Annotated in this window: 16 protein-coding genes; 6 read left to right on the top strand and 10 right to left on the bottom strand. The window is 72.0% G+C overall.

What is annotated here, in order from left to right; translation table 11 throughout:
- Positions 1–52 precede the first annotated feature (52 nt).
- From HF995_RS03270 to HF995_RS03250, 5 genes are all read right to left on the bottom strand, one after another.
- Entirely contained in the window at positions 53–772 is a 720-nt protein-coding gene (locus HF995_RS03270) for an ABC transporter ATP-binding protein (RefSeq protein ID WP_168446346.1), read from the bottom strand.
- Positions 759–1,571 carry an ABC transporter ATP-binding protein gene (locus tag HF995_RS03265; RefSeq protein WP_286189292.1) on the bottom strand — a complete coding sequence of 271 codons (813 nt, stop codon included), beginning with the start codon at positions 1,569–1,571 and terminating at the stop codon, positions 759–761. The genes HF995_RS03270 and HF995_RS03265 overlap by 14 nt, the downstream gene beginning before the upstream one ends.
- A 251-nt stretch (positions 1,572–1,822) precedes the next feature.
- Positions 1,823–3,034 carry a branched-chain amino acid ABC transporter permease gene (locus HF995_RS03260; protein WP_168446344.1) on the bottom strand — a complete coding sequence of 404 codons (1,212 nt, stop codon included), beginning with the start codon at positions 3,032–3,034 and terminating at the stop codon, positions 1,823–1,825.
- Positions 3,031–4,104, bottom strand: coding sequence for a branched-chain amino acid ABC transporter permease (locus HF995_RS03255; protein ID WP_168446343.1), 1,074 nt, complete (start codon positions 4,102–4,104; stop codon positions 3,031–3,033). The genes HF995_RS03260 and HF995_RS03255 overlap by 4 nt, the downstream gene beginning before the upstream one ends.
- A gap of 95 nt (positions 4,105–4,199) precedes the next feature.
- Positions 4,200–5,432, bottom strand: coding sequence for a branched-chain amino acid ABC transporter substrate-binding protein (locus HF995_RS03250; RefSeq protein ID WP_168446342.1), 1,233 nt, complete (start codon positions 5,430–5,432; stop codon positions 4,200–4,202).
- A gap of 277 nt (positions 5,433–5,709) precedes the next feature.
- On the opposite strand from HF995_RS03250, the gene HF995_RS03245 reads away from it, so the two are divergent.
- Positions 5,710–6,375 carry a thymidine kinase gene (locus HF995_RS03245; protein ID WP_168446341.1) on the top strand — a complete coding sequence of 222 codons (666 nt, stop codon included), beginning with the start codon at positions 5,710–5,712 and terminating at the stop codon, positions 6,373–6,375.
- Here the strand turns inward: HF995_RS03245 and HF995_RS03240 are convergent.
- The 3 genes from HF995_RS03240 to HF995_RS03230 form a co-directional block, all read right to left on the bottom strand.
- On the bottom strand, positions 6,365–6,748 hold the full coding sequence (locus HF995_RS03240; RefSeq protein WP_168446340.1) for a hypothetical protein: 384 nt from the start codon (positions 6,746–6,748) through the stop codon (positions 6,365–6,367). The genes HF995_RS03245 and HF995_RS03240 overlap by 11 nt on opposite strands.
- Positions 6,745–10,419, bottom strand: coding sequence for a TM0106 family RecB-like putative nuclease (locus HF995_RS03235; protein ID WP_168446339.1), 3,675 nt, complete (start codon positions 10,417–10,419; stop codon positions 6,745–6,747). The genes HF995_RS03240 and HF995_RS03235 overlap by 4 nt, the downstream gene beginning before the upstream one ends.
- Positions 10,420–10,483: 64 nt before the next feature.
- Positions 10,484–10,807 (bottom strand): thioredoxin family protein, encoded by a 324-nt coding sequence (locus tag HF995_RS03230; protein WP_168446338.1) that lies wholly within the window; start codon positions 10,805–10,807, stop codon positions 10,484–10,486.
- A 91-nt stretch (positions 10,808–10,898) separates the two neighbouring features.
- On the opposite strand from HF995_RS03230, the gene HF995_RS03225 reads away from it, so the two are divergent.
- The gene (locus HF995_RS03225; RefSeq protein WP_168446337.1) at positions 10,899–14,387 is read left to right on the top strand and encodes a DEAD/DEAH box helicase; all 3,489 of its coding nucleotides are present in this window, start codon (positions 10,899–10,901) and stop codon (positions 14,385–14,387) included.
- Between the two features lie 258 nt (positions 14,388–14,645).
- Here HF995_RS03225 and HF995_RS03220 read toward each other — a convergent pair whose 3' ends face one another.
- Both HF995_RS03220 and HF995_RS03215 read right to left on the bottom strand, forming a co-directional pair.
- On the bottom strand, positions 14,646–16,304 hold the full coding sequence (locus tag HF995_RS03220) for an FAD-binding dehydrogenase (RefSeq protein ID WP_168446336.1): 1,659 nt from the start codon (positions 16,302–16,304) through the stop codon (positions 14,646–14,648).
- Between the two features lie 46 nt (positions 16,305–16,350).
- On the bottom strand, positions 16,351–17,277 hold the full coding sequence (locus HF995_RS03215) for an AEC family transporter (protein ID WP_210727064.1): 927 nt from the start codon (positions 17,275–17,277) through the stop codon (positions 16,351–16,353).
- 223 nt (positions 17,278–17,500) lie between these two features.
- On the opposite strand from HF995_RS03215, the gene pstC reads away from it, so the two are divergent.
- The 4 genes from pstC to HF995_RS03195 are packed head-to-tail and all read left to right on the top strand — an operon-like array spanning position 17,501 to position 24,258.
- On the top strand, positions 17,501–18,538 hold the full coding sequence (gene pstC / locus HF995_RS03210) for a phosphate ABC transporter permease subunit PstC (RefSeq protein ID WP_350308709.1): 1,038 nt from the start codon (positions 17,501–17,503) through the stop codon (positions 18,536–18,538).
- Positions 18,539–18,548: 10 nt separating this feature from the next.
- On the top strand, positions 18,549–19,952 hold the full coding sequence (gene pstA / locus HF995_RS03205) for a phosphate ABC transporter permease PstA (RefSeq protein ID WP_168446333.1): 1,404 nt from the start codon (positions 18,549–18,551) through the stop codon (positions 19,950–19,952).
- Positions 19,949–21,640 (top strand): phosphate ABC transporter substrate-binding protein PstS, encoded by a 1,692-nt coding sequence (locus HF995_RS03200; protein ID WP_168446332.1) that lies wholly within the window; start codon positions 19,949–19,951, stop codon positions 21,638–21,640. The genes pstA and HF995_RS03200 overlap by 4 nt, the downstream gene beginning before the upstream one ends.
- Positions 21,637–24,258 carry a hypothetical protein gene (locus HF995_RS03195; RefSeq protein WP_168446331.1) on the top strand — a complete coding sequence of 874 codons (2,622 nt, stop codon included), beginning with the start codon at positions 21,637–21,639 and terminating at the stop codon, positions 24,256–24,258. The genes HF995_RS03200 and HF995_RS03195 overlap by 4 nt, the downstream gene beginning before the upstream one ends.
- Positions 24,259–24,271 lie beyond the last annotated feature (13 nt).

Genomic DNA, 24,271 nt, shown 5'->3' with positions numbered 1-24,271 from the left:
ACGGGAGGCCCCGGACCAGTAGGTCCGGGGCCTCCCGTGTCGGTGTGGCGTGTCAGGCGACGCCGAGGTACGCCTCGATCACCGCCGGGTCGTTCAGCAGCTCCCGGCCGCCGCCCGCACGCGTGACCTCGCCCGTCTCGAGCACGTAGGCGCGGTCGGAGCGGGAGAGGGCCTGGCGGGCGTTCTGCTCGACGAGGAGGACGGTCGTGCCCTCCTTGTTGATCTGCGACACGGTCGAGAAGATCTGCTGGATCATCATCGGCGCGAGGCCCATCGACGGCTCGTCGAGCAGCAGCAGCACCGGCCGGGCCATGAGCGCGCGGCCGATCGCGACCATCTGCTGCTCGCCGCCGCTCATCGTCCCGCCGAGCTGCTTGCGCCGCTCCGCGAGCCGAGGGAACAGCGTGAACACGCGGTCGAGCGTGCTCGCGCGCTCTGCCTTCGTGAGGAAGGTCCGGGCGAACGCACCCATCTCGAGGTTCTCCTCGACGGTCATCCCGGGGAACACGCCACGACCCTCGGGCGCCTGGATGATCCCGGCCTTGACCCGTTCGTGCGCCTTCATCCGGGTGATGTCCTGGCCGTTGAACCGGACCGCACCGCCGGCGAGCGGGCGGATCCCGGAGATGGCGCGCATCGTCGTCGTCTTGCCGGCGCCGTTCGCACCGATCAGGGTGACGAGCTCGCCCTCCTCGACGGTCAGCGACACGTTCCGGACGGCGTCGATGCGCCCGTATGCGACAGAGACGTTCTCCAGCTCAAGAAGTGGCATCGTCAGGCACCCCCAGGTAGGCGGCCACGACCGCCGGGTCGGCTGCGACCTCGGCGGGCGTGCCCTCGGCGATCTTGCGGCCGAACTCGAGCACGACGATCCGGTCGCACACGCCCATCACCAGGCGCATGTCGTGCTCGATGAGCAGGACCGTGTAGCCGTCGTCGCGGATCTTGCGGATGAGGCCCATGAGCTCGGCCTTCTCCGCCGGGTTGAAGCCCGCGGCGGGCTCGTCGAGGCAGAGCAGCTTGGGCTCTGTCGCGAGCGCGCGCGCGATCTCCAGGCGGCGTTGGTCGCCGTAGGGAAGGTTGCGCGCCTGGTGCGTCGCGCGCGCACCGATCCCCACGAACTCGAGCAGCGCCATGCCCCGGTCGATCGCGTCGCGCTCCTCGGAGCGGTGGCGCTTCGAGCGGAACAGGGCGCCCGGGACGGACGTCTTGTGCCGCGCGTCCGTGCCGACGGCGACGTTCTCGAGCGCCGTCATGTCGGAGAACAGGCGGATGTTCTGGAACGTCCGCGCGATGCCGCGACGGGTGATCTCGTTGCGCTTCGCCCCGACGACGGAACGTCCGTCGAGGACGACGTCGCCCGACGTCGGACGGTAGACGCCGGTCATCGCGTTGAAGGCGGTCGTCTTGCCAGCGCCGTTCGGGCCGATGAGCCCGAGGATCTCGCCGCGCTTGATGTCGAACGTGACGTCGTCGAGCGCGGTGAGGCCGCCGAACTTCACGGTGACGTTGCTCAGCGAGAGCAGCGCCTCCCCGATCTCGGCGCGGACGGCACGCTCGGGCGCGATCATCTCCGCGACGACGTCCGGGTCGGCGAGCGCGGGGACGATCTCCTCGATGTCGATCTCGACGCGCTCGGCGACCTCGCCGTCGGGCAGGTCTTCCTCGCGGATGTCGGCCTGGCTCTGGTGGTAGCCGGCGACCCCGCGGACCTGCTCGAGCTGGGCCTCGCCTGCCTTGATGCCGGAGCGGGCGCCGAGCTCAGGGCCGGGGACGAGCCTGCCGCGGCGGGGAGAGAAGTAGCGCAGCCAGCGTGGCAGCCTCATCGCGTCCTCCCTCCCTCGGTGCGTGCGTCGGCGTCGTGCCCGAGGGCGAACCTGCGAGCGGCGACATAGAGCTCACGCGAGAACGCGAGGAGCTTCTGCCGGGCCGGGATGAGCCCTTGCGGCCGGAAGATCATCAGCGTCATGAGCGCGATCCCGAAGAACAGGTACTTGTAGTTCGCGATCTCGTTGCCGTCGATCGGGATGCCGAACAGGCTCTCCCGGCCGAGGAAGAAGTTCGGCAGGTAGACGATGATGAACGCCCCGAGGATCACGCCGAGCTTGTTGCCCTGACCGCCGAGGACGACCGCGCAGAGGAACAGCACGGAGTTGATGACGTTGAAGTTCGTCGGGACGACGAACTGCACCTGGCCCGCGTACAGCGCCCCGGAGAGCCCGCCGATGCCTGCGCCGATCATGAACGCGTAGAGCTTGAACTTGAACGTCGGGACGCCCATGATCTCGGCGGCGTCCTCGTCCTCGCGGATCGCGATCCAGGCGCGGCCGACGCGCGAACGCTCGAGGTTGCCGACCATCAGCAGCACCAGGACGATCAGCACGAGGCTGACCCAGAACCACCAGGTGCCCGAGTTGAGCGGCGTGGAGACGTTGCCCGCGGAGAAGACGCCGGTGGGACGGTCCTCGGAGACGCCGACGAGCGGGTAGGCGATCTGGTTGAGGCCGCGGCCACCGTTCGTAATCTCGCCGAGGTTGTCCGCCATGAGGCGGACGATCTCGCCGAAGCCGAGGGTGACGATCGCGAGGTAGTCGCCGCGCAGGCGCAGCGTCGGTGATCCGAGGATGAGACCTGATATCGCCGTGACGGCGACGGCGACGGGTAGCGCGGCGAGCCACGCCCAGTCGCGCGACAGCCAGTCGTCCGTCTGGTTCCACGGGCTCGCGGGGCTCGTGATGAGACCGACGGTGTAGGCGCCGATCGCGTAGAAGCCGATGTAGCCGAGGTCGAGCAGGCCTGCCTGCCCGACGACGACGTTGAGGCCGATCGCGATGAGCGCGTACATGCCGAACTGCGCCATGACCCCACCGAAGTCGGTGCCGACCGTGGCGATGCCCGGCGGGCGGAGCACGGGCAGGAGCGCCACGAGGATGAAGGCTGGTGCGCCGATGGCCCACTGCGTGGGCCGTGCGAGGGCGTCCCACCACATGCGGAAGCGGTCGCCCACGCCGAGGTTGATCGTCGTGTCGTTCATGCGCGGGCCCTCCCCATCTTCTCGCCCAGGATTCCTGTCGGCCGGACCATCAGGACGACGATGAGCAGCACGAACGCGACGACGTCGCGCCACTCCGTGCCGAACAGCGTCTGCCCGTAGAGCTCCATGACGCCGAGGAGCAGGCCGCCCAGGAGGGCGCCGCGCAGGTTGCCGATCCCGCCGAGGACGGCGGCGCAGAACGCCTTGATACCCAGGATGAAGCCGCCGGAGTAGATGATCCCGTTGGGGACGCGCAGCGTGTAGAGGAGCGCTGCGGCGCCGGCGAGGATGCCGCCGATGAGGAAGGTCAGCATGATGACCCGCTCGCGGGACACGCCCATGAGCGTCGCGGTCACCGGGTCCTGCGCGACGGCGCGGATGCCGCGCCCGAACTTCGTCCGGTTGATGAAGAGGTCCGCCGACAGTGCGAGGAGCAGGGCGGCGACGATGATGATGATCGTGACGTTGGTGACGTCCGCGCCGAGGAACGAGAACTGGGTCTCAGGGGTCACGAGGCGGATCGGCTGCTGGGCGTTGACACCGCCGAGCGAGCCGCCGGTGAGCTTCGGCAGGACGAAGTGCACGAACTCCTGGAGCACGAACGACGCGCCGATCGCCGTGATGAGGAAGACGAGCGGGGTCGCGCCGCGCTTGCGCAGCGGACGGTAGGCGACGCGCTCGAGGCCGACGGCGACGCCTCCGGAGACGGCCATGCCACCGACGAGGGCGAGGCCGAGGTAGACGACGGTCATCGCGATGCCCATGTCGTAGGCGTTCCCGCTCGGGCCGAAGCCCAGCAGCATCAGCATCGCGTACTGCCCGAGCATGCCCACCATGAAGACCTCGGAGTGGGCGAAGTTGATCAGGCGCAGGACGCCGTAGACGAGCGTGTAGCCGACCGCGACGAGCGCGTAGATCGCGCCGTAGGTCAGCCCGGAGACGGTCAGTGCCCAGAAGCTGCTGAGCAGGCCGTCGACGTTGAAGTCGATGAGTGCGGTGGGGGCGGCGCCGGCGAGATCGGCGACCGCGCTGCTTGCGTGGGCCACGTCGAGAGACGGGGAGAAGTTCATGGGCGGGTCCTCGGGGGAGGTGGGGCGCTGCCGCGCCGGTCAGCTGCACGGACGAGAGCGGCCGGCCCTGTGTGCAGGGCCGGCCGCTCGGGTCGTCAGCTGGACTTCACCTCGTAGATCCAGATGAGCGCGTTGGCGAGCTCACCCTTGTCGTCCCACTCGTAGCTGCGGGCGAGGCCCTGGCCCGAGTAGCTCGCGACGAAGTCGACGAGCGCCTTGCGGTCCTTGGCTCCCGAGTCGATGCCCTTGAGGATGATCGTCGCGAGGTCGTAGCCCTCGGTCGAGTAGACGCCGGGAGCCTGCCCGTTGACCTCGGTGTACTTCGTCTCGAACTCTGCGGGTGCGGGGCCGCACGGGCAGGAGAGCAGCGCACCCTCGGACGCGGCGCCTGCCTGGGTGACGAACTGCGGGTCGTTCGTGCCGTCGGCGGAGACGAACTTCGCGGTCACGCCGCCGTCCTTGAGCTGCGACGCGAGCGGGGCCGCCTCGGCGTAGTAGCCGGCGTAGAAGACCGCGTCGGGGGCGGCGGACTTGACGGCCTCGACCGTTGCGGAGAAGTCCTTGTCGCCGGTCTTGACGGAGCCGGTGCAGGTGGCGGCGTCGCCGAGGCCTGCGGTGATCTCCTCGGCGAGGCCGATGCCGTAGTCGGAGTCGTCCTGGATGACGCAGACCTTAGTGAAGCCGGCCGTGTCGACGAGGTACTTCGCGACGGCGGGGCCCTGGACGGCGTCGTTGGCGAGCCCGCGGAAGAAGTTGTTCCAGCCGTTGCCCGTCAGGTCGGGGTTGGTGGCCGAGGCGGTGAGGGAGAGCAGGCCTGCCTGGTTGAAGACCGAGCCGGTCGCGTTGGTCTCGCCGGAGAAGGCCGGGCCGAGGAGGCCGATGACGTTCTCGTCGGAGACGATCGACGGAGCGACCTGGGTCGCCTTCTGCGGGTCACCCTCGGTGTCGAACGGCTTGAGCGTGACCTGGCAGTCGGGGTTGGCCTCGTTGTGCGCGTCGACGGCGACCTTGGCGCCGTACTGGATGTTGAGTCCGAGGGCCGCGTTCGCTCCGGTGAAGGCGCCAGCGATCGCGATCGTCACGGGGTCGCACTTGGCTGTGCCGTCACCGGCCGGGTCGGCGACGTCTCCGCCGGAGGAGGCGGGCACCTCGGCACCGTCCTTGTCGATCTGGAGGAGCGGCACGATCGACAGGTCTGCCGGGGCTGTGGACCCACCGCCGGTGGTTGTCGAGCTGGAGCTCGGCTCTGCTGACTTGTCGGAGCAGCCGGTCAGTGCGAGGACGGCTGCGGCGGTCAGTGCGACGGCCGTGGAGAGCCTGCGATTCATGTTTCCTCCGGTGGGTTCGGCGGCGTACGCGGGGCCTGGGCGAAAGGGGCTCCGGCTGCCCGGCGTCCGGTCGGACACCGGAAGCATGCCTGCGCCTGGGCGCCCTGATAACCCCTGATGACCGAAAGACACCACATCGTGTCTTTCAGGAAATGCGTCGGCAATATTGCGTTGCACGATGATCACACAGGACGTCGCTTCACGCCAGGTGATCGGGGGGTTGAGCGCATCTGATCGTGACCTACGGCGTCGCTGCTGCGGGTGCTTGACTGGGGTCATGGTCGACGACGTGGTGCGCGGGCGGCTCGCTCCGGCGGGCAGGGTCGAGGTGATCAGCGGACCGATGTTCGCGGGCAAGTCCGAGGAGCTTCTCCGGCGCGTCCGGAGGGCGGGGTTCGCGGGCCGGTCGGTCGAGGTGGTGCACCACGCGGTGGACACGCGGCGCGGTGCGGGCGCGGTGTCGTCGCACAGCGGGCTCGCGGTCCCGGCGGTGCCGATCTCGGACGTGGCGGCGCTCGAGGAGCACGTCGCGACGGTGCGCGCGGAAGGGCTGGACCTGCTGGCGATCGACGAGGCGCAGTTCTTCGGCTCAGCGTTGGTCGATGCGGTGCAGCGCTTCGCGGGGCTGGGCCTGATCGTGATCGTCGCGGGGCTGGACGTGACGTTCGAGGCTCGACCGTTCGAGCCGATGCCGTCGCTCGCCGCGCTCGCGGAGTCGGTGACGCGGCTGACCGCGGTGTGCTCGGTGTGCGGCGCGGACGCCGCGTTCCACGAGCGGGTCGTCGCTGCTGGCGCTGTCACTACCGGCGACGCTGCCGGGGGCTCGGGTGCTGGGGTCCGCGAGGCCCGGCCCGAGCTTGTCGGTGGTGCGGAGTCGTATGCGGCGCGGTGCCGTCACCATCTCGCCGTGCGCCCGTGGGACGGCCGCGCCGTCACGCGGTGAGCGCCATGGTCGCGGCGGCGACCGCGACGAGGCCGATGGCGCCCAGGAGCGAGCGGATCTCGGGGAGGTAGTCGCGGGGGCGGTTGACGAGGAACGAGGGGGCATCGACGTCGCTGATCGCGTCGGTGCGGCGCCGGTGGGCGCGCGCGGCGCGGCGCGCGAGATGACCTGAGGCGATGAAGCAGACGCCGGCGACAGCCGCGGGCCAGCGTCGCTCGGTCAGGCTGGCGGCGAGGAGCGCGACGCCGACGAGCGTGAAGATCGCCATCACCAGCCACGACTCGACACCGCGGAGCGACGCGCTCGCCTCTCGGCTGGCGCCCCACGGACCTGGGGCGACGGGAAGACGGTGCGGGGGCGGCGGCTGGCTCACCGGGATCCTCTCGGCCGGGTGGGGGCGGGTGACACCTGATGCTGCGGGCTGAGGCCGAGGAACGCGCCCAGCTCGGCGACGCCGTCGGGAGTGCTGGGCAGGTGGTCGACGAGCCTGGGGGAGCGGACTATCACGGCGTGATGCTTGGCGCGGGACACGGCGACGTTGACCCGGTTGCGGTTGAGCAGGAACCCGATGCCGCGGGGTACCTCGGCGGCGCTCGAGGCAGCGAACGACACGATCGTGACGGGTGCTTCCTGGCCCTGGAACTTGTCGACCGTTCCCACGCGGGTCTCATGGAACCCGGCGCGGTCGAGGCGGCGCCGGATCGCGTCGACCTGCGCGTTGTAGGCCGCGACGACGAGGATGTCGCCGGCGGTGAGCGGCCGGTCCTCCGGGGGCTTGGCGGCCGGGTCGTGCCAGCGGCGCCCGACGAGCGCAGCGACCTGGGTGACGACCTCGTCGGCCTCAGCGTCCGAGACGGTCGCGTCACCGTGGTGCTCGACGAGCACGGTGCGCACGCCTGGCTCGACTCCGTCGAGCGAACGCAGCTCTGCCGTGCCGGGACGTGACGTGAGCCGGTCGTCGTACGAGAGCCGCGAGACGGCGGCGCACACGGCGGGGTGCATGCGCCACGACTGGGCGAGGAAGAAGCCGAGGTCGTCGGGGAGCGTCGTGTGGTCGCCCATGAGCCAGCCGAGCGCTGACGTCTCGACGGGTTCGGGGTGGATGCCCTGCGACACCTGTGGGAGCTGCTGCGGGTCGCCCAGCAGCATGACGTTGCGTGCGGCCCTTGCGACCGCGAGCGTGTTGGCGAGGGCGAACTGCCCGGCCTCGTCGACGACGAGCAGGTCGTAGCCGCCGTCGGGGATCTTGCGCGCCGAGGCGAAGTCCCACGCGGTCCCGCCGACGACGTATCCGTCGCCGGCCGCCGCGTGCCGGGCGAAGAAGCTGGTGAAGGTCCTCTCGTCCTTGAGCGGCACCCATGGCCGGTCGGGGTCGCCCGCGACGGCGGGCGCGTCGTTGGCAGGCTTCTTCCCGATCCGGTTGGGCGCGACGCCAGCCTTCTCCACGGCGCGGAGCATGTTCTCGACGACGGCGTGCGACTGCGCGACGACGCCGACCTTCCAGCCGCTGGCGACGAGGTCCGCGATCACGTGCGAGCCCGTATACGTCTTGCCCGTCCCGGGCGGGCCCTGGACCGCCAGGTAGGAACCGTCGAGCGCGCGGACGGTGCGGGTGATCGCGCCGAGGAGGTTCTTCTCGCGCTCGTCCTCGGACGGCCAGGTGGCGCCGTCGCGCAGCCGCGGAGAGAGGCGGCGGAGCAGGTCGAGCACGGCCGACGCCGGAAGCTCAGGCTCGCCGTCCTGGCGCGCGCCGAGGGTCTCGACGACGTGCTCGGCGAGCGCGGTGATGGCCGTGGACAGCGGCTTGCCGAGGGAAGCGATCGAGGGTGCGAGCGCGACCGGGGCCGCGGCCCAGCCGCTCCGTCCGCTCGGGCAGGTCTCCGTGAGGACGAGCGCGGTCTGCTCGCCGTCGGACCGGATCTCCACGATCGTCGCGCCGGAGGGGTTCCAGACGAGGTCGCCTGTCGCGGAGTCCTTCATCCCGTCGCACGCGGGTCCGCGGTAGACGGGCCATACGGTCGAGCCCTCGGTGAGGTCCGTACCGGGCTCGAGCTGGCCGACGACGGTGAGCGTGCGGGACCACGTGCGCTTCGGCTTGACCGGTGCGACCCAGTCAGACGCGTGGACGTCGAGGGTGCCTGGCGTCGTCTCGGTCGGGCGGAAGACGGACCGTGAGGTCCACTCGTCGACCGGTGTGGCGAGCCGGTCGAAGTGCTCCCACCATGCGGGGCGCTCCTCGCGCCGGTGGTAGTCCATCGCGGCGGCGAGCATCGCGAGCGCCTGCTCGTCCGGTGTGCGGTCGGCGCGCGCGACGTCGTCGCGCACGCGCGCATGCAGGGCCGCCTGGGCGGCCTCGATGCGCAGGCTGAGCTCGTTCGGGGCGGTCTGGGCGATGGTCGTGTCGTCGGCGGTCGAGGGCGCGGGCGCCCCGGAGAGCGGAGGGCGGACGCCGTGCTCGCTCGCGCGGTCGAGGAGCCAGGCGCGCAGGTCACGGGTGGAGATGCAGTCGTCGCGGTTGTACGCGCCGATCTGGTCGAGCTTCGTCGCGAATCCATCAACGTCGCCGGAGTCGCGGAGCCGGCACGCCTCGGCGTACTCGGTGATGGAGTCCTGGGCGTTGGTGACGCCTGCACGGGCGGTTGGTGCGTAGAGCGGCTCGAGGTACTTGATCGAGTAGGACGGCTGCGACGTCCGCAGGGACGCGCGCACGATCGCGTAGAGGTCGACGAAGACGCCGGACCGGAGCAGGTCGTCGAGCACGTCCTCGCCGACGCCGTGCCTGCCGACGAGGCGCTTGAGCGCGGTCGTCTCGTAGGGGGCGTAGTGGTAGACGTGCATGCCGGGGTGCTGGGCACGCCGCTCGACGACGAGCGCGAGGAACGCTTCGAGGGCCTTCTTCTCGTCGGCACGGTCGTGCGCCCAGAGGGGGACGAACGGTGGGTCGTCGCTCCCGGCGGTCGGTTCGGTGACGAGGCCGAACAGGTACTCGAGGCCCCAGTCGGTCGAGCCGTCCTGCGGCCAGAGCGGGTCGCCCTCGAAGTCGAAGAAGACGTCTCCCGGGTCGGGCGCAGGCAGTCGGCGCAGGGCTTCGGGTGCGAAAACGTCGAACGTCACGACCGGGCGGCCGTCCGGGTGGAGCGGGCCGTCCCCGCCGGGCGGGGACTGGACGACCTGGAGCCTGGCCTGGGCGCGCAGCGTCGCGAGCGTCCCGCCCGAGATGCCGGGGACGGGGCCGTCGCTCGCGGCGAGGTCGTCGATCGTCTCGATGCCGGCCGTGTGGAGGCGGGCGCGCTGGACGGCGCTGAGGTTGGCGACGAGGAGGACGTCGCGGTGGGCGGCGACCTCCTCCTGGCAGGTGTCGCACCGTCCGCAGGCGGTGATGCCCGGTGCGCCCCAGGCGACGGGTCCTGGCGCGCGCATGTGCCGCTCGACGAGGGCTTCGACGCGGGCGCGACGGAACCGCAGGAGCGGCACGATGTCGGCGACGCGGTGGGACGACGTGGTGCGGTCGCCGAGGACGAGGTGAGCCTCGGGGGCGACGGGTATGCCTGCCCGCTCGAGCTGGTCGGCGTAGGCGGCGAGCTGGAGGACGGCGGTGACCTTGGCGTGCCGGGCGAGCTTGGTGTCGTAGACGGCGTAGCCGTCGTCGGTGCGGACGAGGAAGTCGGCGCGTCCGGAGAGCGTGCCGTCGAAGAGCTCGGCCTGGTAGACCGCGTCGACCCCCTCGCGCAGCGCGTCGAGCGTGAGGTCGCGGCGGTCGAGCAGGTCCTGGGTGCTTCGCGGCGGGTCGCCGGGGAGCTCGAGGAGGCCGCGGCCCGTCGTGGGGTCGTACGCGCCGAAGCGGCCGAGGTAGGTCTCGCGGAGGTGAGCCTCGTGGGCGGCGCCGAGCTCGGCGGTGCGTTCGAGCATCGCGTCCGGGTCGACGGGCAGGGAGGGGATGCGTCCGAGACGGGCATCGAGGGTTCGCAGCAGCGCAAGCTCGCACGTCGCGGCGACGGTGATGTCGCTCGCGCTGATGAGGGGACGCCCGTCGAGGATGCGCATGCGGGCAGTCTGTCAGGCGTGTCCGACAGTCGTCCGCGACGCCGCCTCGCATGCACGACCAGGCTCAGCGGCCTGCTGTCACCGCGTCGATGAGCGCCTCGAGCTCGGTGAGCCGCGCGACGCCCGCGCGGGAGTACACGATCTCGCCGTCGCGCAGGATGACGAGCGTCGGCAGCGACGCGACGTGGAAGCGCGCGGCGAGGCCCTGCTGCTCGTCCGTGTTGACGCTGCCGAACACCAGGTCGGGGTGCCGCTCCGACGCGGCCTCGAACACGGGCTTGAAGTAGTGGCACGGCCGGCACCACGGAGCCCAGAAGTCCAGGAGCACCACACCCGGTCCGGCGAGGAGCCGGCCGAGGGTCTCGGGGTCGATCGGGACGGTGGCCACGGGAGGAATCTACGTCCCGGGCACGACCGGTGCGCGGGCCGGGAGGCGGACGGTGCCGCATCTCGCCCCAACTGGTGGAAGAATTGGTCAGATGCTCACCGACGCCCAGATCGCAGCGCTCGTCGGCCGCACCGTGCTCGCCCGGGGCGAGGACGTGCGGGCGAACGGCCGTGTCGTGTCGGTCGCGCGCAACGGGAGCACCGTCGTCGGGCACGTGACCGGGTCGAACGACGAGCAGTACGTCGCCGTCGTGAACCTCAGCGGGACGGGCGACGCGGCGCGGCCGCGGCACGGTACGTGCAGCTGCCCGGTCCGCCTCAACTGCAAGCACGTCGCCGCGACGCTCCTGACGCTCATGGCGCGCGAACGCTCGCTCGACACCCTTCCGGATGCTCGGGCGACGGGCTCGAACGCGGCCACGGGCCGCGAGGGCGAGCGCACCGCGCGCGACTACTCGTCCAAGCCGGAGTGGCAGCGCACGTTCGAGGGCCTGCTCGACGACGCCCCGCCTCCTCCTCGCGCCGCGCCGCCCGCGCTCACCCCGTGGGGGACGCGCGTGACGACCGAGGTCGCGCTGATGGTCGAGGTCACGCCGGTGACCCGCACGTCGCGCGGGGCTGGTGTCTCCGGAGTCAACGTCACGGTCCGCCCTCTCGCGAAGGGCCGCACGGGCACGTGGGTGCGCCAGGGCGTGTCGTGGCAAGACTTCCGCTACCCGGACGCGTCGATCTCGCTGCCGCCCGAGCAGTTCACCGCCTTGCGTGCGCTCGCGGCTCTCGGCGACGTCGACTACCTCAACTCGTCCGTCCTCGGCATCCACATCGAGCGGCTCCCCGGCCCGGCGCTGTGGGCAGCGTTGACGGAGGCGCACCGCACGGGCGTGCCGTTCCTGCACCCGGACCGCAGCGAGCTCGTCTTCGAGCCGCGCCCCGTGCCGGTCGTGCTGAAGATCTCGCACAGCCGCCGCAAGGAGGGCGGCCTGCGCGTCTCGGCGGGCTTCGACCTGCCGCGCAAGTGGCGCGAGACGCCGAACCTCGTGCGGCTCGGCGAGCCGGCCGCGGGCATCCTCGGCTGGGGTGGCACGGCTGAGCCGGGCCGGTCGACGACGCTGCGCCTCGCCGCGACGCGTCCGCTCGACCCGTCGGTCGTCAGCCTGCTCGATCGTCCGTCGCCGCTGCTCGTGCCCGAGGACGACGTCGAGCGGTTCTTCGCGCAGGTCCTGCCGCGCCTGCGCGGCCTCGTCGACCAGGTGGTCGTCGCTGACGGCGTCGCGATGCCTGCCGCGCCCGAGCCGACGCTGTGGCTCGACGTCGACCGCAGCCCGTCGCACGACACGCGTCTGCGCTGGGAGTGGCGGTACGCGCCGACCGGCGCCGACGACGCCGCGTCGCAGGCCCTCGGGCCTGCCCTGCTCACCGCGGACCTCGGCACGCCCGCGCTCGGCGCGATGCGTGACGAAGCCGCGGAGAACGCGATCCTCGATCGCGTGCTCGACGTCGTGCCACGCCTGCTGCAGCACGTCGAGCGGGGCTTCGAGCAGGGCGTCGGCACGGAGGAGCTGAGCGGTCTCGACACGGTCACGTTCTTCGCGGAGGAGCTCCCCGAGCTGCACGCCGTAGCCGCGAGCATCCCCGGTTTCGAGATCGACGTCCACGGCGAGGGCGTGGACTATCGCCTCGTCGAGCACGTCGACGTCACGGTCGACACGACCGAGCGTGAGAACGACCGGGACTGGTTCGACCTTCAGGTGCGCGTCTCGGTGGGTGACCAGGAGGTCCCGTACGAGGTGCTGTTCCGGGCGATCGCGGCCGGCTCGAGCCACCTCCTCCTGGCGGACGGTTCCTACTTCGCGCTCGACGACCCACGGTTCGAGCGGCTGCGCGACATCATCGCGGAGGCCCGCGCGATGCAGGAGGGCACGGGCGGCCCGCTGCGCGTCTCCCGCTTTCAGGCGACGCTGTTCGAGGAGCTCGAGGCGATCGGCGTCGTCGGTGACCAGGCCGCGCAGTGGCGCGACGCGCTCGGAGCCCTCGCGCAGGGCGGGGCGCCCACGCGCATCGACGTCCCGGCGACGATGCACGCCGAGCTGCGCCCGTATCAGCGTGACGGCCTCGACTGGCTCGCGTTCCTCGCCGAGCACCACCTCGGTGGTGTGCTCGCGGACGACATGGGCCTCGGCAAGACCATCCAGACGCTCGCGTTCGTCGCGCACCTCCTCGGTGAGGACCAGCCCGACGGCGCAGCTCCGGGCACGCGGCGCCCGCCCGTGCTCGTGGTCGCGCCGACGAGCGTCGTCGGCAACTGGGTCGCCGAGGCACGGCGTTTCGTCCCGGACCTCACGACCGTCTCCGTCTCGACGACTGCGGCGAAGCGGCGCGGCCGCACGCTCGCGGACGAGATCGGCGACGCGGACATCGTCGTGACGTCGTACGCGCTGTTCCGCCTCGACTTCGAGTCGTACGACTCGCTCGAGTGGTCGACGCTCGTGCTCGACGAGGCGCAGTTCGTCAAGAACCACCAGTCCGTCGGCTACCAGTGCGCGCGCAAGCTGCGCACGCCGACGAAGATCGCGCTGACGGGCACTCCGCTCGAGAACAACCTCATGGAGCTGTGGTCGATCATGTCGATCGTCTGCCCCGGCCTGTTCCCGAGCCCCACCCGCTTCGCCGAGCACTTCGCCCGGCCGATCGAGCGCAAGGGCGACGACGTGCGGCTCGCGCAGCTGCGGCGTCGGGTCGGACCGTTCATGGTGCGCCGCACGAAGGAGGCCGTCGCAGCGGACCTCCCGCCGAAGATCGAGGCGGTCACGGAGGTCGACCTCAACCCGCGGCACCGCAAGGTGTACGACCGGCTGCTCGCCCGCGAGCGCGCCCGCGTCCTCGGGCTCGTCGACGACCTCGACGGGCACCGTTTCGAGGTGCTGCGCTCTCTGACGATCCTGCGGCAGGCGGCCCTCGACGTGTCGCTCGTCGCGGACGCGGACCCGCACATCGCGCCGGCGGAGCCGGGGGACGACGCCGTCGACGGACTCGGCGCGGACCGTGGGGGCGGGGCGGTGGGCCAGCATCATGCGCCGTCGTCCAAGCTCGAGGTGCTGTTCGAGATGCTCGACGACATCCTGGCCGAGGAGCACTCGGTGCTGATCTTCAGCCAGTTCACGCAGTTCCTCGGCAAGGTGCGTGACGGGCTGATCGCGCGCGGCGTCGAGCACTCGTACCTCGACGGCCGCACGCGCAACCGTCAGGAGACGATCGAGCGGTTCACGTCGGGCGGGACGAAGGTGTTCCTGATCTCGCTCAAGGCGGGTGGCTTCGGTCTGAACCTCACGGCGGCCGACTACTGCATCCTGCTCGACCCGTGGTGGAACCCGGCGGCGGAGGCGCAGGCGGTCGACCGTGCGCACCGCATCGGGCAGACCAAGCAGGTCATGGTGTACCGCCTTGTCGCGCAGGACACGATCGAGGAGAAGGTCATGGCGCTCAAGGCGGGCAAGTCTGCGCTGTTCACGTCGGTGCTCGACGGCGGTGCGGCAGGAGGGTCGGGCCTCAGCGCGCAGGACGTGCGCGAGCTGCTGTCCTGACCGCGCGGCGGCGTGCGGAGACGGGGCTCGCGAGGGGCGTCAGAACACACCTGGCGGACCCCTCAACTTCCTGCGGCGCGTCCGATAGGTGGGATGAACGGGTGCGGGTGGCCACGACGACTGCCAAGAAGATGTGCTGCCACCCTTGCCGCAGACGTTCGGAGTCATCCCCCGAGACTCCGAACGCGCGCCGCCCGTCAGCGCGGCTCCGGTCCCCATCGACCGGGGCCGCGCCCTCTTTCACCGGGCGTGCGGCCGTCAGCCGATCGCCTCGCCGACGGTCCGCCCGGAGAACAGGCACCCGCCGAGGAACGTGCCCTCGAGCGCGCGCTCCCCGTGCACACCGCCACCACCGAAGCCAGCGGCCTCGCCGACCGCCCACAGCCCCGGCAGCACCTCGCCGTCAGGACGCAGCACACGACCGTCGACGTCGGTGTGCAGGCCGCCGAGGGTCTTGCGCGTGAGGACGCGGAGGCGCACGGCGAGGAGGGGACCGTCGTCGGGCGTGATGAACGGACGCGGCGGGGACACCCGGATCAGGCGGTCGACGACGAACTCGCGGGCCCGCGCCGTCGCGACGACCTGCGGGTCTTTGCCGAGGCCCGACGTGACCTGCGCGTCGCGGAGCGCCACGATGCGCTCCAGCGCACCGGCGTCGATCCGGTCCTCGCCTGTGAGCGCGTTCATGCCTGCAGCAAGCTCGCGGACGGTCGGCGCCCACACGAAGTCCTCCGACTCCTGGGCGAACCGCGCGACGGGCCCGACGGCGCCCGGCAGCACGCGCTCCGCGAGGAGGCGCAGGTCCTTCCCCGTCAGGTCGGGGTTCTGGTCCGAGCCCGAGAGCGCGAACTCGGTCTCCATGATCTGCCGGTTGAGCACGAACCACGAGTAGGAGTCGCCGCGCCCGGTGATGTACCGCAGCGCACCGAGCGCGTCGAACCCGGGGAAGAGCGGAGCGGGCAGGCGGCCGCCGTCGGCGTCGAGCCACAGCGACGACGGCCCGGGCAGGATGCGGATGCCGTGCCGCGACCAGACCGGAGTGTGCATCGCGATGCCCTCGGGGTAGTGCCACATCCGGTCCGTGTGCACGAGCGCCGCGCCAGCCTCGGTCGCGCGTGCCAGCATCTCGCCGTCCGTCGAGTCGGGGACTCCCGAGAGCATGTCGTCCGGCAGACGGCCCGCGCTCGCGGGCCACGAGGCCCGCACGAGGTCGTGGTTCGCGCCGATGCCGCCGGTCGCGACGACGACGGCGCCCGCACCCAGCTCGACCCGACGCACGACCTCGCGGCTCGACGGCTCGCCGCGACCCACGCCGTCGGGCGCGAGGACGTCCGCACGCACACCGGTGACGCGGCCGTCCGTCGTCACGAGCGACGTCACGCGGTGGCGCGTGCGCAGCTCGAGCAGCCCTGCGCGGTGCGCGTCGACGGCCGCCCGCACGAACGGCTCGAGGATGCCCGGCCCCGTGCCCCACGTGACGTGGAACCGCGGCACGGAGTTGCCGTGCCCGCCGGCGAGGTGACCGCCGCGCTCGGCCCACTGCACGAGCGGGAACCAGCGCACGCCCAGGCCGTGCAGCCACGGCCGCATGTCGCCCGCGGCGAAGTCGACGAAGCGTCGCGCCCACGCGTAGCCGTACCGGTCGGGACCTTCCCCACGCTCGGCGCCTGGGGCGAATTGCGCGGAGCCGAGCCAGTCGTCGAACGCGAGCTCGGGAGAGTCCCTCACGCCGAGGCGGCGCTGCTCGGGCGAGTCGACGAGGAACAGCCCGCCGAACGACCAGAAGGCCTGCCCGCCGAGCGAGGCGCGTGGCTCTGCGTCGAGGAGCGTGACGCGCGTGCCGCGCGCCGTGAGTGTCGCGGCGGCGACGAGCCCGGACAGGCCCGCACCGATGATGATGACGTCGTTGTCAGCCATGCTCGGACAGTAGCCGCTGCGCCCGCCGCGCGCGCGGGTGCTGGCCTCAGTGCAGCGTCGCCGCGACGAGCATGAGCACGGGCAGCGCGCCGAGCGTCGTCACGGCGATCGTGTCGCGGGCGAGCACCTCGCCCGCCTCGTAGCGCTGCGCGTAGTTGAAGACGTTCTGCGCGGTGGGCAGCCCTGCGAGCGTCACGACGACGAACAGGTCGTCGCCGTGCAGCCCGAGCGCGAGCCCTGCGAGGAGCGCGACAGCGGGCATGAGCAGGAGCTTGAGGGCGGACGCGAGGAACGCGTCTCGGCGCTGCGGCCCCGGCTCGAGGATGTGGCCGCCGGCGAGGGAGATGCCGAACGCGATGAGCATGAGAGGCACCGCGCCGCCCCCGATGATCCGGAACGGCTCGACCGCGGCGTCAGGCAGGTCGATGCCGAGGAGCGACACGCCCAGGCCTAGCGCCGACGCGATGATGATCGGGTTGCGCACAGGCTGGGCGACGACGCTGCGCAGCGTGACGACCCCCGAGGTCGACGAGTCGAGGAGCGTGAGCGCGACCGGGGAGATCACGAGGAGCTGGACGAGGATGACGGGCGCGATGAGCGTCGCGTCACCCAGCACGTAGGCGGCGACGGGCAGGCCGATGTTGTTCGCGTTGACGTACCCGGAGCTCAGCGCACCGACGACCGTGTCCGCGACCGAGCGGCGCCACACGAGCCGCGCCACGAGCGCGAACACGACGAAGACGACGGCTGCCGCGGTCACGGACGCGAGGACGAGCGGTGTGAGCAGGTCGCCCGGGTCGGCGTCGAGCATGACCGTGAACAGCAGGGACGGCGTCAGCACGAAGAACGTCAGGCGCGCGATCACCGGACGGGCCGCAGGCCCGAGCAGCCCGATGCGACCGATGACGAAACCCACGAGGATCACGACGGCGATGATCGTGAAGCCCTGCAGGATGTCGGTCACGCAGCCCATTGTCCCTGTTCTGCGCCCGGGCAGGCAGGCGCGAGAGGGATCGCCGGGAGCAGCGGCAAAGGTTCACGCACGCGTCACCACCCGTTACGGCCGACGACGCCGCTGCGCCTGTGACGCGCCCCACCCTGGCTCTGGCGTGCGTGGGCACGCCGGACCGCGCTCGGCTGCACCGTGCGGGGCCGGTCCGCGAACCGCTGCGCGCGCCGACGAGACAGGTCACCCCGTGACGACTGCACCACCCCTGACGTTCCTGCCTGGCTCCGTGCCGGCGGCGACGCTCCCGTCGACCGACCGGCCGCGCCGCCTCGGTACCCGACGCGCTCCCGCAGACCGCGTCTTCCGGGGCGTGCTGCGGGTGGGCGGAGTGTCCGTCCTGGCGATCATGCTGTTCGTCGGGGTGTTCTTGTGCGTGCGGGCGTGGCCCGCGCTGCGGCAGGCCGGCTGGTCGTTCGTGACGACGCAGGCGTGGGAGCCGGACGCAGGTCGGTTCGGCATCGCCGCGATCATCGTGGGCACGATGCTCATCGCGGCGGTCGCCGTGGGGCTCGCGCTGCCCCTCGCGCTCGGCACGGCACTGTGCATCAGCGAGTACGTCCCGGCCCGCCTGCGGCCGACGCTCGTCAGCCTCGTCGACCTCATGAGCGCGATCCCCTCGGTCGTGTACGGGCTGTGGGGCTTCTTCTTCCTGCAGGGCGCGGTCACCGGGCTGGCGCGGTGGCTCTCGGAGACGTTCGGCCCGGTGCTCCCGTTCCTGCGCGTCGACGGCTTCACGCCGGGCGACCCGCTGCAGACCGTCACCGTGTTCACGTCGTCGACGTTCGTCGCGGGGATCGTCGTCGCGATGATGATCACTCCGATCATGACGTCGATCATGCGGGAGGTGTTCTCCCAGGCGCCGGTCGGCGAGCGGGAGGGGGCGCTCGCGCTCGGCTCGACGCGGTGGGGGATGATCCGCTCGGTCGTGCTGCCGTACGGCACGGGCGGCATCGTCGGCGGGACGATGCTCGGCCTGGGCCGCGCGCTCGGCGAGACGATCGCCGTCTACATGATCATCTCGCCCGTCTTCGTGATCCAGCCGCACATCCTGCAGAACGGCGCGAGCTCCGTGTCGTCGCTGATCGCCCTGCGCTACGGCGAGGCGACACCCTTCGGCATGGCGGCGCTCATGGCGGCCGGCCTCGCACTGTTCCTCATGACGCTCGTCGTGAACTTCGCGGCGTCGACGATCGCGGCACGGTCGCGCTCGGGCGCGTCGAGCTAGGGGCCCCGACATGACCATCGCCCCTGAGCGCCGTCCCGTGCTCCGCACCAGGCCCCCGCGCGACGTCCAGACGCCGCTCGCCGAGCCCGCGACGACCGTGCCCCCGCCGCGCAGCCCGTCGGCCGGCCGGACGCCGCGGCAGCCGCGCCGCGAGCTGCACGGTGTGCGGGTCACGGACGTGCTCGCGCTCGGCGGCGCGGCGCTCGCGTCGCTCGCGCTCACCGTCCTCCTGACGACGCGGATCCTCCCGGTGACGAGCCTGCTGGGCGCGACAGCGATCTGCCTCGTGCTGTTCCTCGGGCTCTACGCGCTGCTCGCGTCCTACGCGGAGGACCGCATCGCGGTCGGCGACCGTCTCGTGACCGTCGTCGTGCACCTGCTCGCCGCGGCCGTCGTCGGGACCCTCGTGTTCATCGTGGTCTTCACGATCGTGCGCGGCGCACCCGCGCTCGCGCACCTCAACCTGTTCACCGAGGACATGTCGCTGGCCGGGCCGCTCGACCCGCTCTCGGACGGTGGCGTGGTGCACGCGATCGTCGGGACGCTCGTCCAGATCTCGATCGCGCTGGTCATCACGGTGCCGCTCGGCCTCGCGACGGCGCTGCTGCTCACGCAGCTCCCGGGACGTTTCGCACGGTTCGTGCGGACGGTCGTCGAGGCGATGACGGCGCTGCCGTCGATCGTCGCGGGCCTGTTCGTCTACGCGACGGTGATCCTCGCGCTCGGCGTGGACAAGTCGGGGCTCGCCGCGTCGGTCGCGATCAGCATCATGATGCTGCCGATCATGGTGCGCTCCGCCGACGTCGTGCTGCGGCTCGTGCCGGCGACACTCACCGAGGCGTCGTACGCGCTCGGTGCGAGCCAGTGGCGCACGGTCGTGCGCGTCGTCCTGCCGACGAGCCGTTCCGGGCTCACGACGGCGGTCATCCTCGCGACGGCGCGCGGCATCGGCGAGACGTCGCCCGTGTTGCTCACCTCAGGCTTCACGGCGTCGCTCAACACGGACCCGACGACCGGCCCGATGGTCTCCTTGCCGCTCGCGATCTTCCAGTTCGTCAAGTCGCCCGAGCCGACGATGATCGCGCGCGGCTTCGGCACGGCCGCCGTCCTCATGCTGCTCGTCGTCCTGCTGTTCGTCGTCGCCCGGGTGATCGGCGCGCAGACGCCCGCGCGGCGCGAGTCTCGACGGCTCGCCCGCGCGGCACGGCGAGCGCGTCTGCGGTCGATGCCGGCGCGCGTGCGTCGCAGGGCGGGCGTCCTGCGGCGTCGTGCCGGTGCGCTGCGCCGTCGTGCCGTTCCACGCGCCCTGCGTCGACGTGGCAGGGGCACACCGGCTCCCGTCCCCGCGCACAGCAGTCCCTCGTCAGGCACCCCCGCCACCGAGCTCGTCGTCCCCGCCCCGGAGGAGTCATGAACTCGCACCACCACCGCACGCGTGCGGTGCTCGTCCTCAGCATGGTCCTCGCGCTGCTCGCGCCGGCGACCGCTCAGGCCGCCACGTACGTCCCGGTCAACGGCGGCGGTTCGTCGTGGAGCTCGAACGCCGTCGACCAGTGGCGCCGCAACGTCGAGCAGTACGGGATGCGCGTCAACTACGCGTCGACCGGCTCGGTGGACGGCCGCAACCAGTTCAAGGCGGGAACGGTCGACTTCGCGGTCACCGAGACGCCCTACGGACTCACCGACAACGGTGTCCTCGACACCCTGCCGAGCCGCTCGTTCGCCTACATGCCGATCGTCGCGGGCGGCACCGCCTTCATGTACAACCTCCAGGTCGGCGGCAAGCGCCTGACCGGCCTGCGGCTCTCGGGTGACGTGGTCAGCAAGATCTTCACGGGTGTCATCACGATGTGGAACGACCCCGCGATCGCTGCCGACAACCCGGGCGTCGCGCTCCCCGCCCGCAAGGTGGTGCCGGTCGTGCGGTCGGACGGCTCGGGATCGACGGCTCAGTTCACCGCGTGGATGGCCGACCAGCACAGGCCGCTGTGGGACGCCTACTGCGCGAAGGCTGGACGGGCGACCCCTTGCGGCATGACGTCGAACTTCCCGACGCTCCCGGGAAAGGGGTTCGTCGCACAGCCCAACTCGCAGGGCGTTTCCGGCTATGTCGCCCAGAACGCGAACCAGGGGACGATCACCTACGTCGAGTACTCGTACGCCCTCAAGACCGGGTACCCGGTCGCGAAGGTCCTCAACTCGGCCGGGTACTACGTCGGCCCGACGGCGCAGAACGTCGCGGTCGGCCTGCTCGAGGCCAAGATCAACAACGACGAGAAGTCAGCGGCGTACCTCACGCAGGACCTCACAGGTGTGTACGGGTCGAAGGACCGTCGCACCTACCCTCTGTCCTCGTACAGCTACATGGTCGTGCCGACGTCGGTCCAGTCGGGCTTCACCGAGGCGAAGGGCCGCACGCTCGGGGCCTTCTCCTACTACTTCCTGTGCGAGGGCCAGCAGCAGGCCGACGTCCTCGGCTACTCCCCGCTCCCGATGAACCTGGTCGAGGCCGGGCTCGAGCAGGTGCGCAAGATCCCTGGTGTCGACGCTCAGGAGGTCGACATCACGAAGTGCAACAACCCGACGTTCTCCAAGGACGGCACCAACACCCTCGCGAAGAACGCGCCGATGCCTGCGGAGTGCGACCGCAAGGGCGCGACGTGCGGTGGGCCGGGAGCGCCCACAGGCACACCTGACGGCCCCGGCAAGGACGACGGCAGCGGTCCCGGCGGGCAGCCTGACGGCACACCTGCCAACCCCGGCGACGACGGCGGCAGCGACCCGGGAGGCACACCGGGAGGCGACACCGGCGGGCCTGGGAGTGCTCCCGACGGCGGCTCCCCCGATGGTGGGGGCACCGTGCCGGGCGGCCCGGACGTCTCGCAGGTCGGCGCGACGAGCGGGGGAGGTCCGGTCGTGTGCGAACCGGACACGGGCGTGTGCACGAACGTCATCGCCCTGCCTGTCGAGACGGAGCGCAAGCCGGTCGGCGGCTGGGGGCTCGCAGCCGTCGTGGCGTCGGTCCTCGCCGCGGTCGTGCTGCCGCCGGCTGTCGGGCGCGTCATCGGCGCGCGGCGCGAGCGCTCGGCGGGTGCACGGTGAGGCGGGCGGCAGCGCTGCGCCGGGCCGGCTCGCTCGTCCTGGTCCTCGGCCTGACCTCGTCCGTGATCGGCACGGCCGTGAGCGCCCAGGCGCTCGCGGCGAGGGCGCCGAGCGTCGTCGTGCCGGTGACCCCCGGCACGATCGGGGCGACGGCCAGCGCGATGACGCAGGCGTGGGAGGAGCCGGGCTTCGGCGTCGAGCGCGCTCCCGGTGACCCGGCCCGCGCCGCGCTCCGCGGCCTCGAGGTCACCGTGTCCCAGACCGCCGACGTCGCGCACCAGGGCGTCCGGGTGAGCTGGTCGGGAGGACGACCGACCTCGCCGGGACGGTTCGCGACGGACTTCGTCCAGATCATGCAGTGCTGGGGCGACGCCGAGACCGGCCCAGCCCCCGACCAGTGCCAGTGGGGCGCCCCGAGCTCGTCGATCGCGGCGATGCTCGGCGACCGTGTCGGTACCCGCGCCCTCCGCGCCAACGAGGACCCGGCGCAGGACTACGGGGACGACGTGCGCCTCCCCCCGCCGCTGACGAACCCCAACCTCAAGGCGTACGCAGTGCCCCTGCGCACGGTCGACGGCACGCGGGTGTTCGACGTGTCCGAGTACTTCACCCCGGCGAGCACCAACGAGATCACGGCCGCGCGGACCGGCGCGGACGGCACCGGTGACGCGGTCCTCGAGGTGCAGACGGCGCTCGAGGCGCCGCACCTCGGGTGCGGCGTGCCGACGCGCGACGGCGCGGGGAACCGCTGCTGGCTCGTCGTCGTCCCGCGGTCGGGTGTCACTCCCGCGGGAGAGGACGCCGAGAGCGTCACGTCGGGGTCCGTGAGCGGTTCGCCCCTGACGGCGTCCGTCTGGGACGACCGGCTCGTCTTCCCGCTCGACATGCTGCCGATCGGTTCCCAGTGCGCGATCGGCGCCGCCGAGCGGAGGCTGGTCGGCAACGAGCTGTTCAGCCATGCGATGACGTCGTGGCAGAGCGCACTGTGCCGCACGGGGACGACGTACGGCTACTCGCAGGTGGGCGACGCCGAGGCACGCCAGCAGCTGCGGTCCGAGTCGCCGAGCGCCCCGAGCTTCGCGGTCCTCAACCGGCCCGTCCTCGACGCGCCCGGTGCGGACGCGAGCGCGGACCCCGCACAGCCGGGAGAGCCTTCTGACGCGGGTGACGCGCCGCGCTGGTCGAAGGACGCGGTCCTGTACGCGCCGGTGACGCGTTCGGCGCTCGTCGTGGCGTTCCAGATTGACCGCCAGCCCGCCGCGGGGGCGGACCAGAGCCGGGCCGGGACGCCGCTCGACTCGTTGACTCTCAACGCGAGGCTCGTCGCCAAGCTGCTCACGCAGTCGTACCGCGCCGACGTCCCCGGTGGTGGCGGCAAGGCGATCGCGGGGAACCCGCAGTCGGTCACGAACGACCCGGAGCTCGTCGAGCTCAACCCGGAGCTCGCGAGCTTCGTGCGGACCGCCGCCCCGGAAGGGCTCATGGTGGCGCTCGGGTCGTCGGACGCGAACGCTGCGGTGTGGGCGTGGCTGCGGTCGGACCCGTACGCGGCGGCGTTCCTCGCGGGGGAGCCGGACGAGCACGGGATGGTCGTCAACCCCGCGTATGCCGATCTCGGCCTGGCGACCGACCCCACGACGGACTCCTTCCCCAAGACGGACCTGTCGACGTACCGGCAGTCGGACCTCGTCCCTGAGCCGGGCTACGGCACGCTCGACCTGCGGCCCTACACGACGGACATGTCGGACGCCGCGGCGCGCGTGCAGCGGGCGAGCTCGGGCGCGAAGATCGTCTGGGACATCGAGAAGGTGCCAGCAGGCTTCACGTCCTCCGGCGGGCAGCTGCCGGGGCAGCGTTTCGCGCTCGCCATCACGGACCTCACCTCGGCGGAGCGGTTCGGGCTGCGCACCGCCCGGCTGGTCAACGCTGCCGGGCAGCCCGTCGCGGCGAACGTCGCGTCGATCGGCAAGGCGGTCGACGCGATGACCGTCGAGGCGGCGGGCGGCGTGGAGGGTGTCGTCGCGACGGACCCGTCACGACGCACGCTCGGTGCGTACCCGTTGACGCTCGTGAGCTCGGCGGCGGTCGCGGTGTGCCGCGCCGACGACACGGCACGTGTCCAGTACGCGCAGCTCCTCGAGCACGCGGCGGGCGCGGGGCAGGTCGTCGGTCAGGCCAAGGGGCTGCTGCCGGCGGGGTACGCGCCGTTGTCGGACGCCGAGCGTGCGCGGACGAACGCGCTCGCAGCGACGCTGCGGGATACCGGGTCGGTCGCGAGCCGGTGCCGTGCGGACGAGCCCCCGGCGACCCCGGACCCGGAGCCGGCACCGACGGAGAAGCCGTCCGAGCCCACCGGGCCGACGCCGCCTCCCGTGACCGCCCCGACCCCTGTGCCGCCTGCGCCTGAACCGGTGCCGGAGCCGGAGCCAACGACCCCGCCGACCGCCGCGGACCCGGACACGGGTGCGCCCGTTCAGGTCACGGCCGCAGCCGATGTCGGGGCTGCGCGGCTCGGTCTCGTCGGCTCGCTCGGGGTGGGCGCCGCGAGCGCTCTCGCGGGTCCGCTGCTGGTCCGGCGGGCGGGCCGCCTGGACGGCCTCGACGGCGAGCTCTCGTGAGGTCGGGGGGGGC

Origin of the sequence: Sanguibacter hominis ATCC BAA-789 (genome assembly GCF_012396185.1) — a bacterium.
In the GTDB taxonomy this organism is placed as follows: domain Bacteria; phylum Actinomycetota; class Actinomycetes; order Actinomycetales; family Cellulomonadaceae; genus Flavimobilis; species Flavimobilis hominis.
The sequence above is the reverse complement of the archived record's forward strand: the minus strand, read 5'-3'. Positions and strand labels throughout refer to the sequence as shown.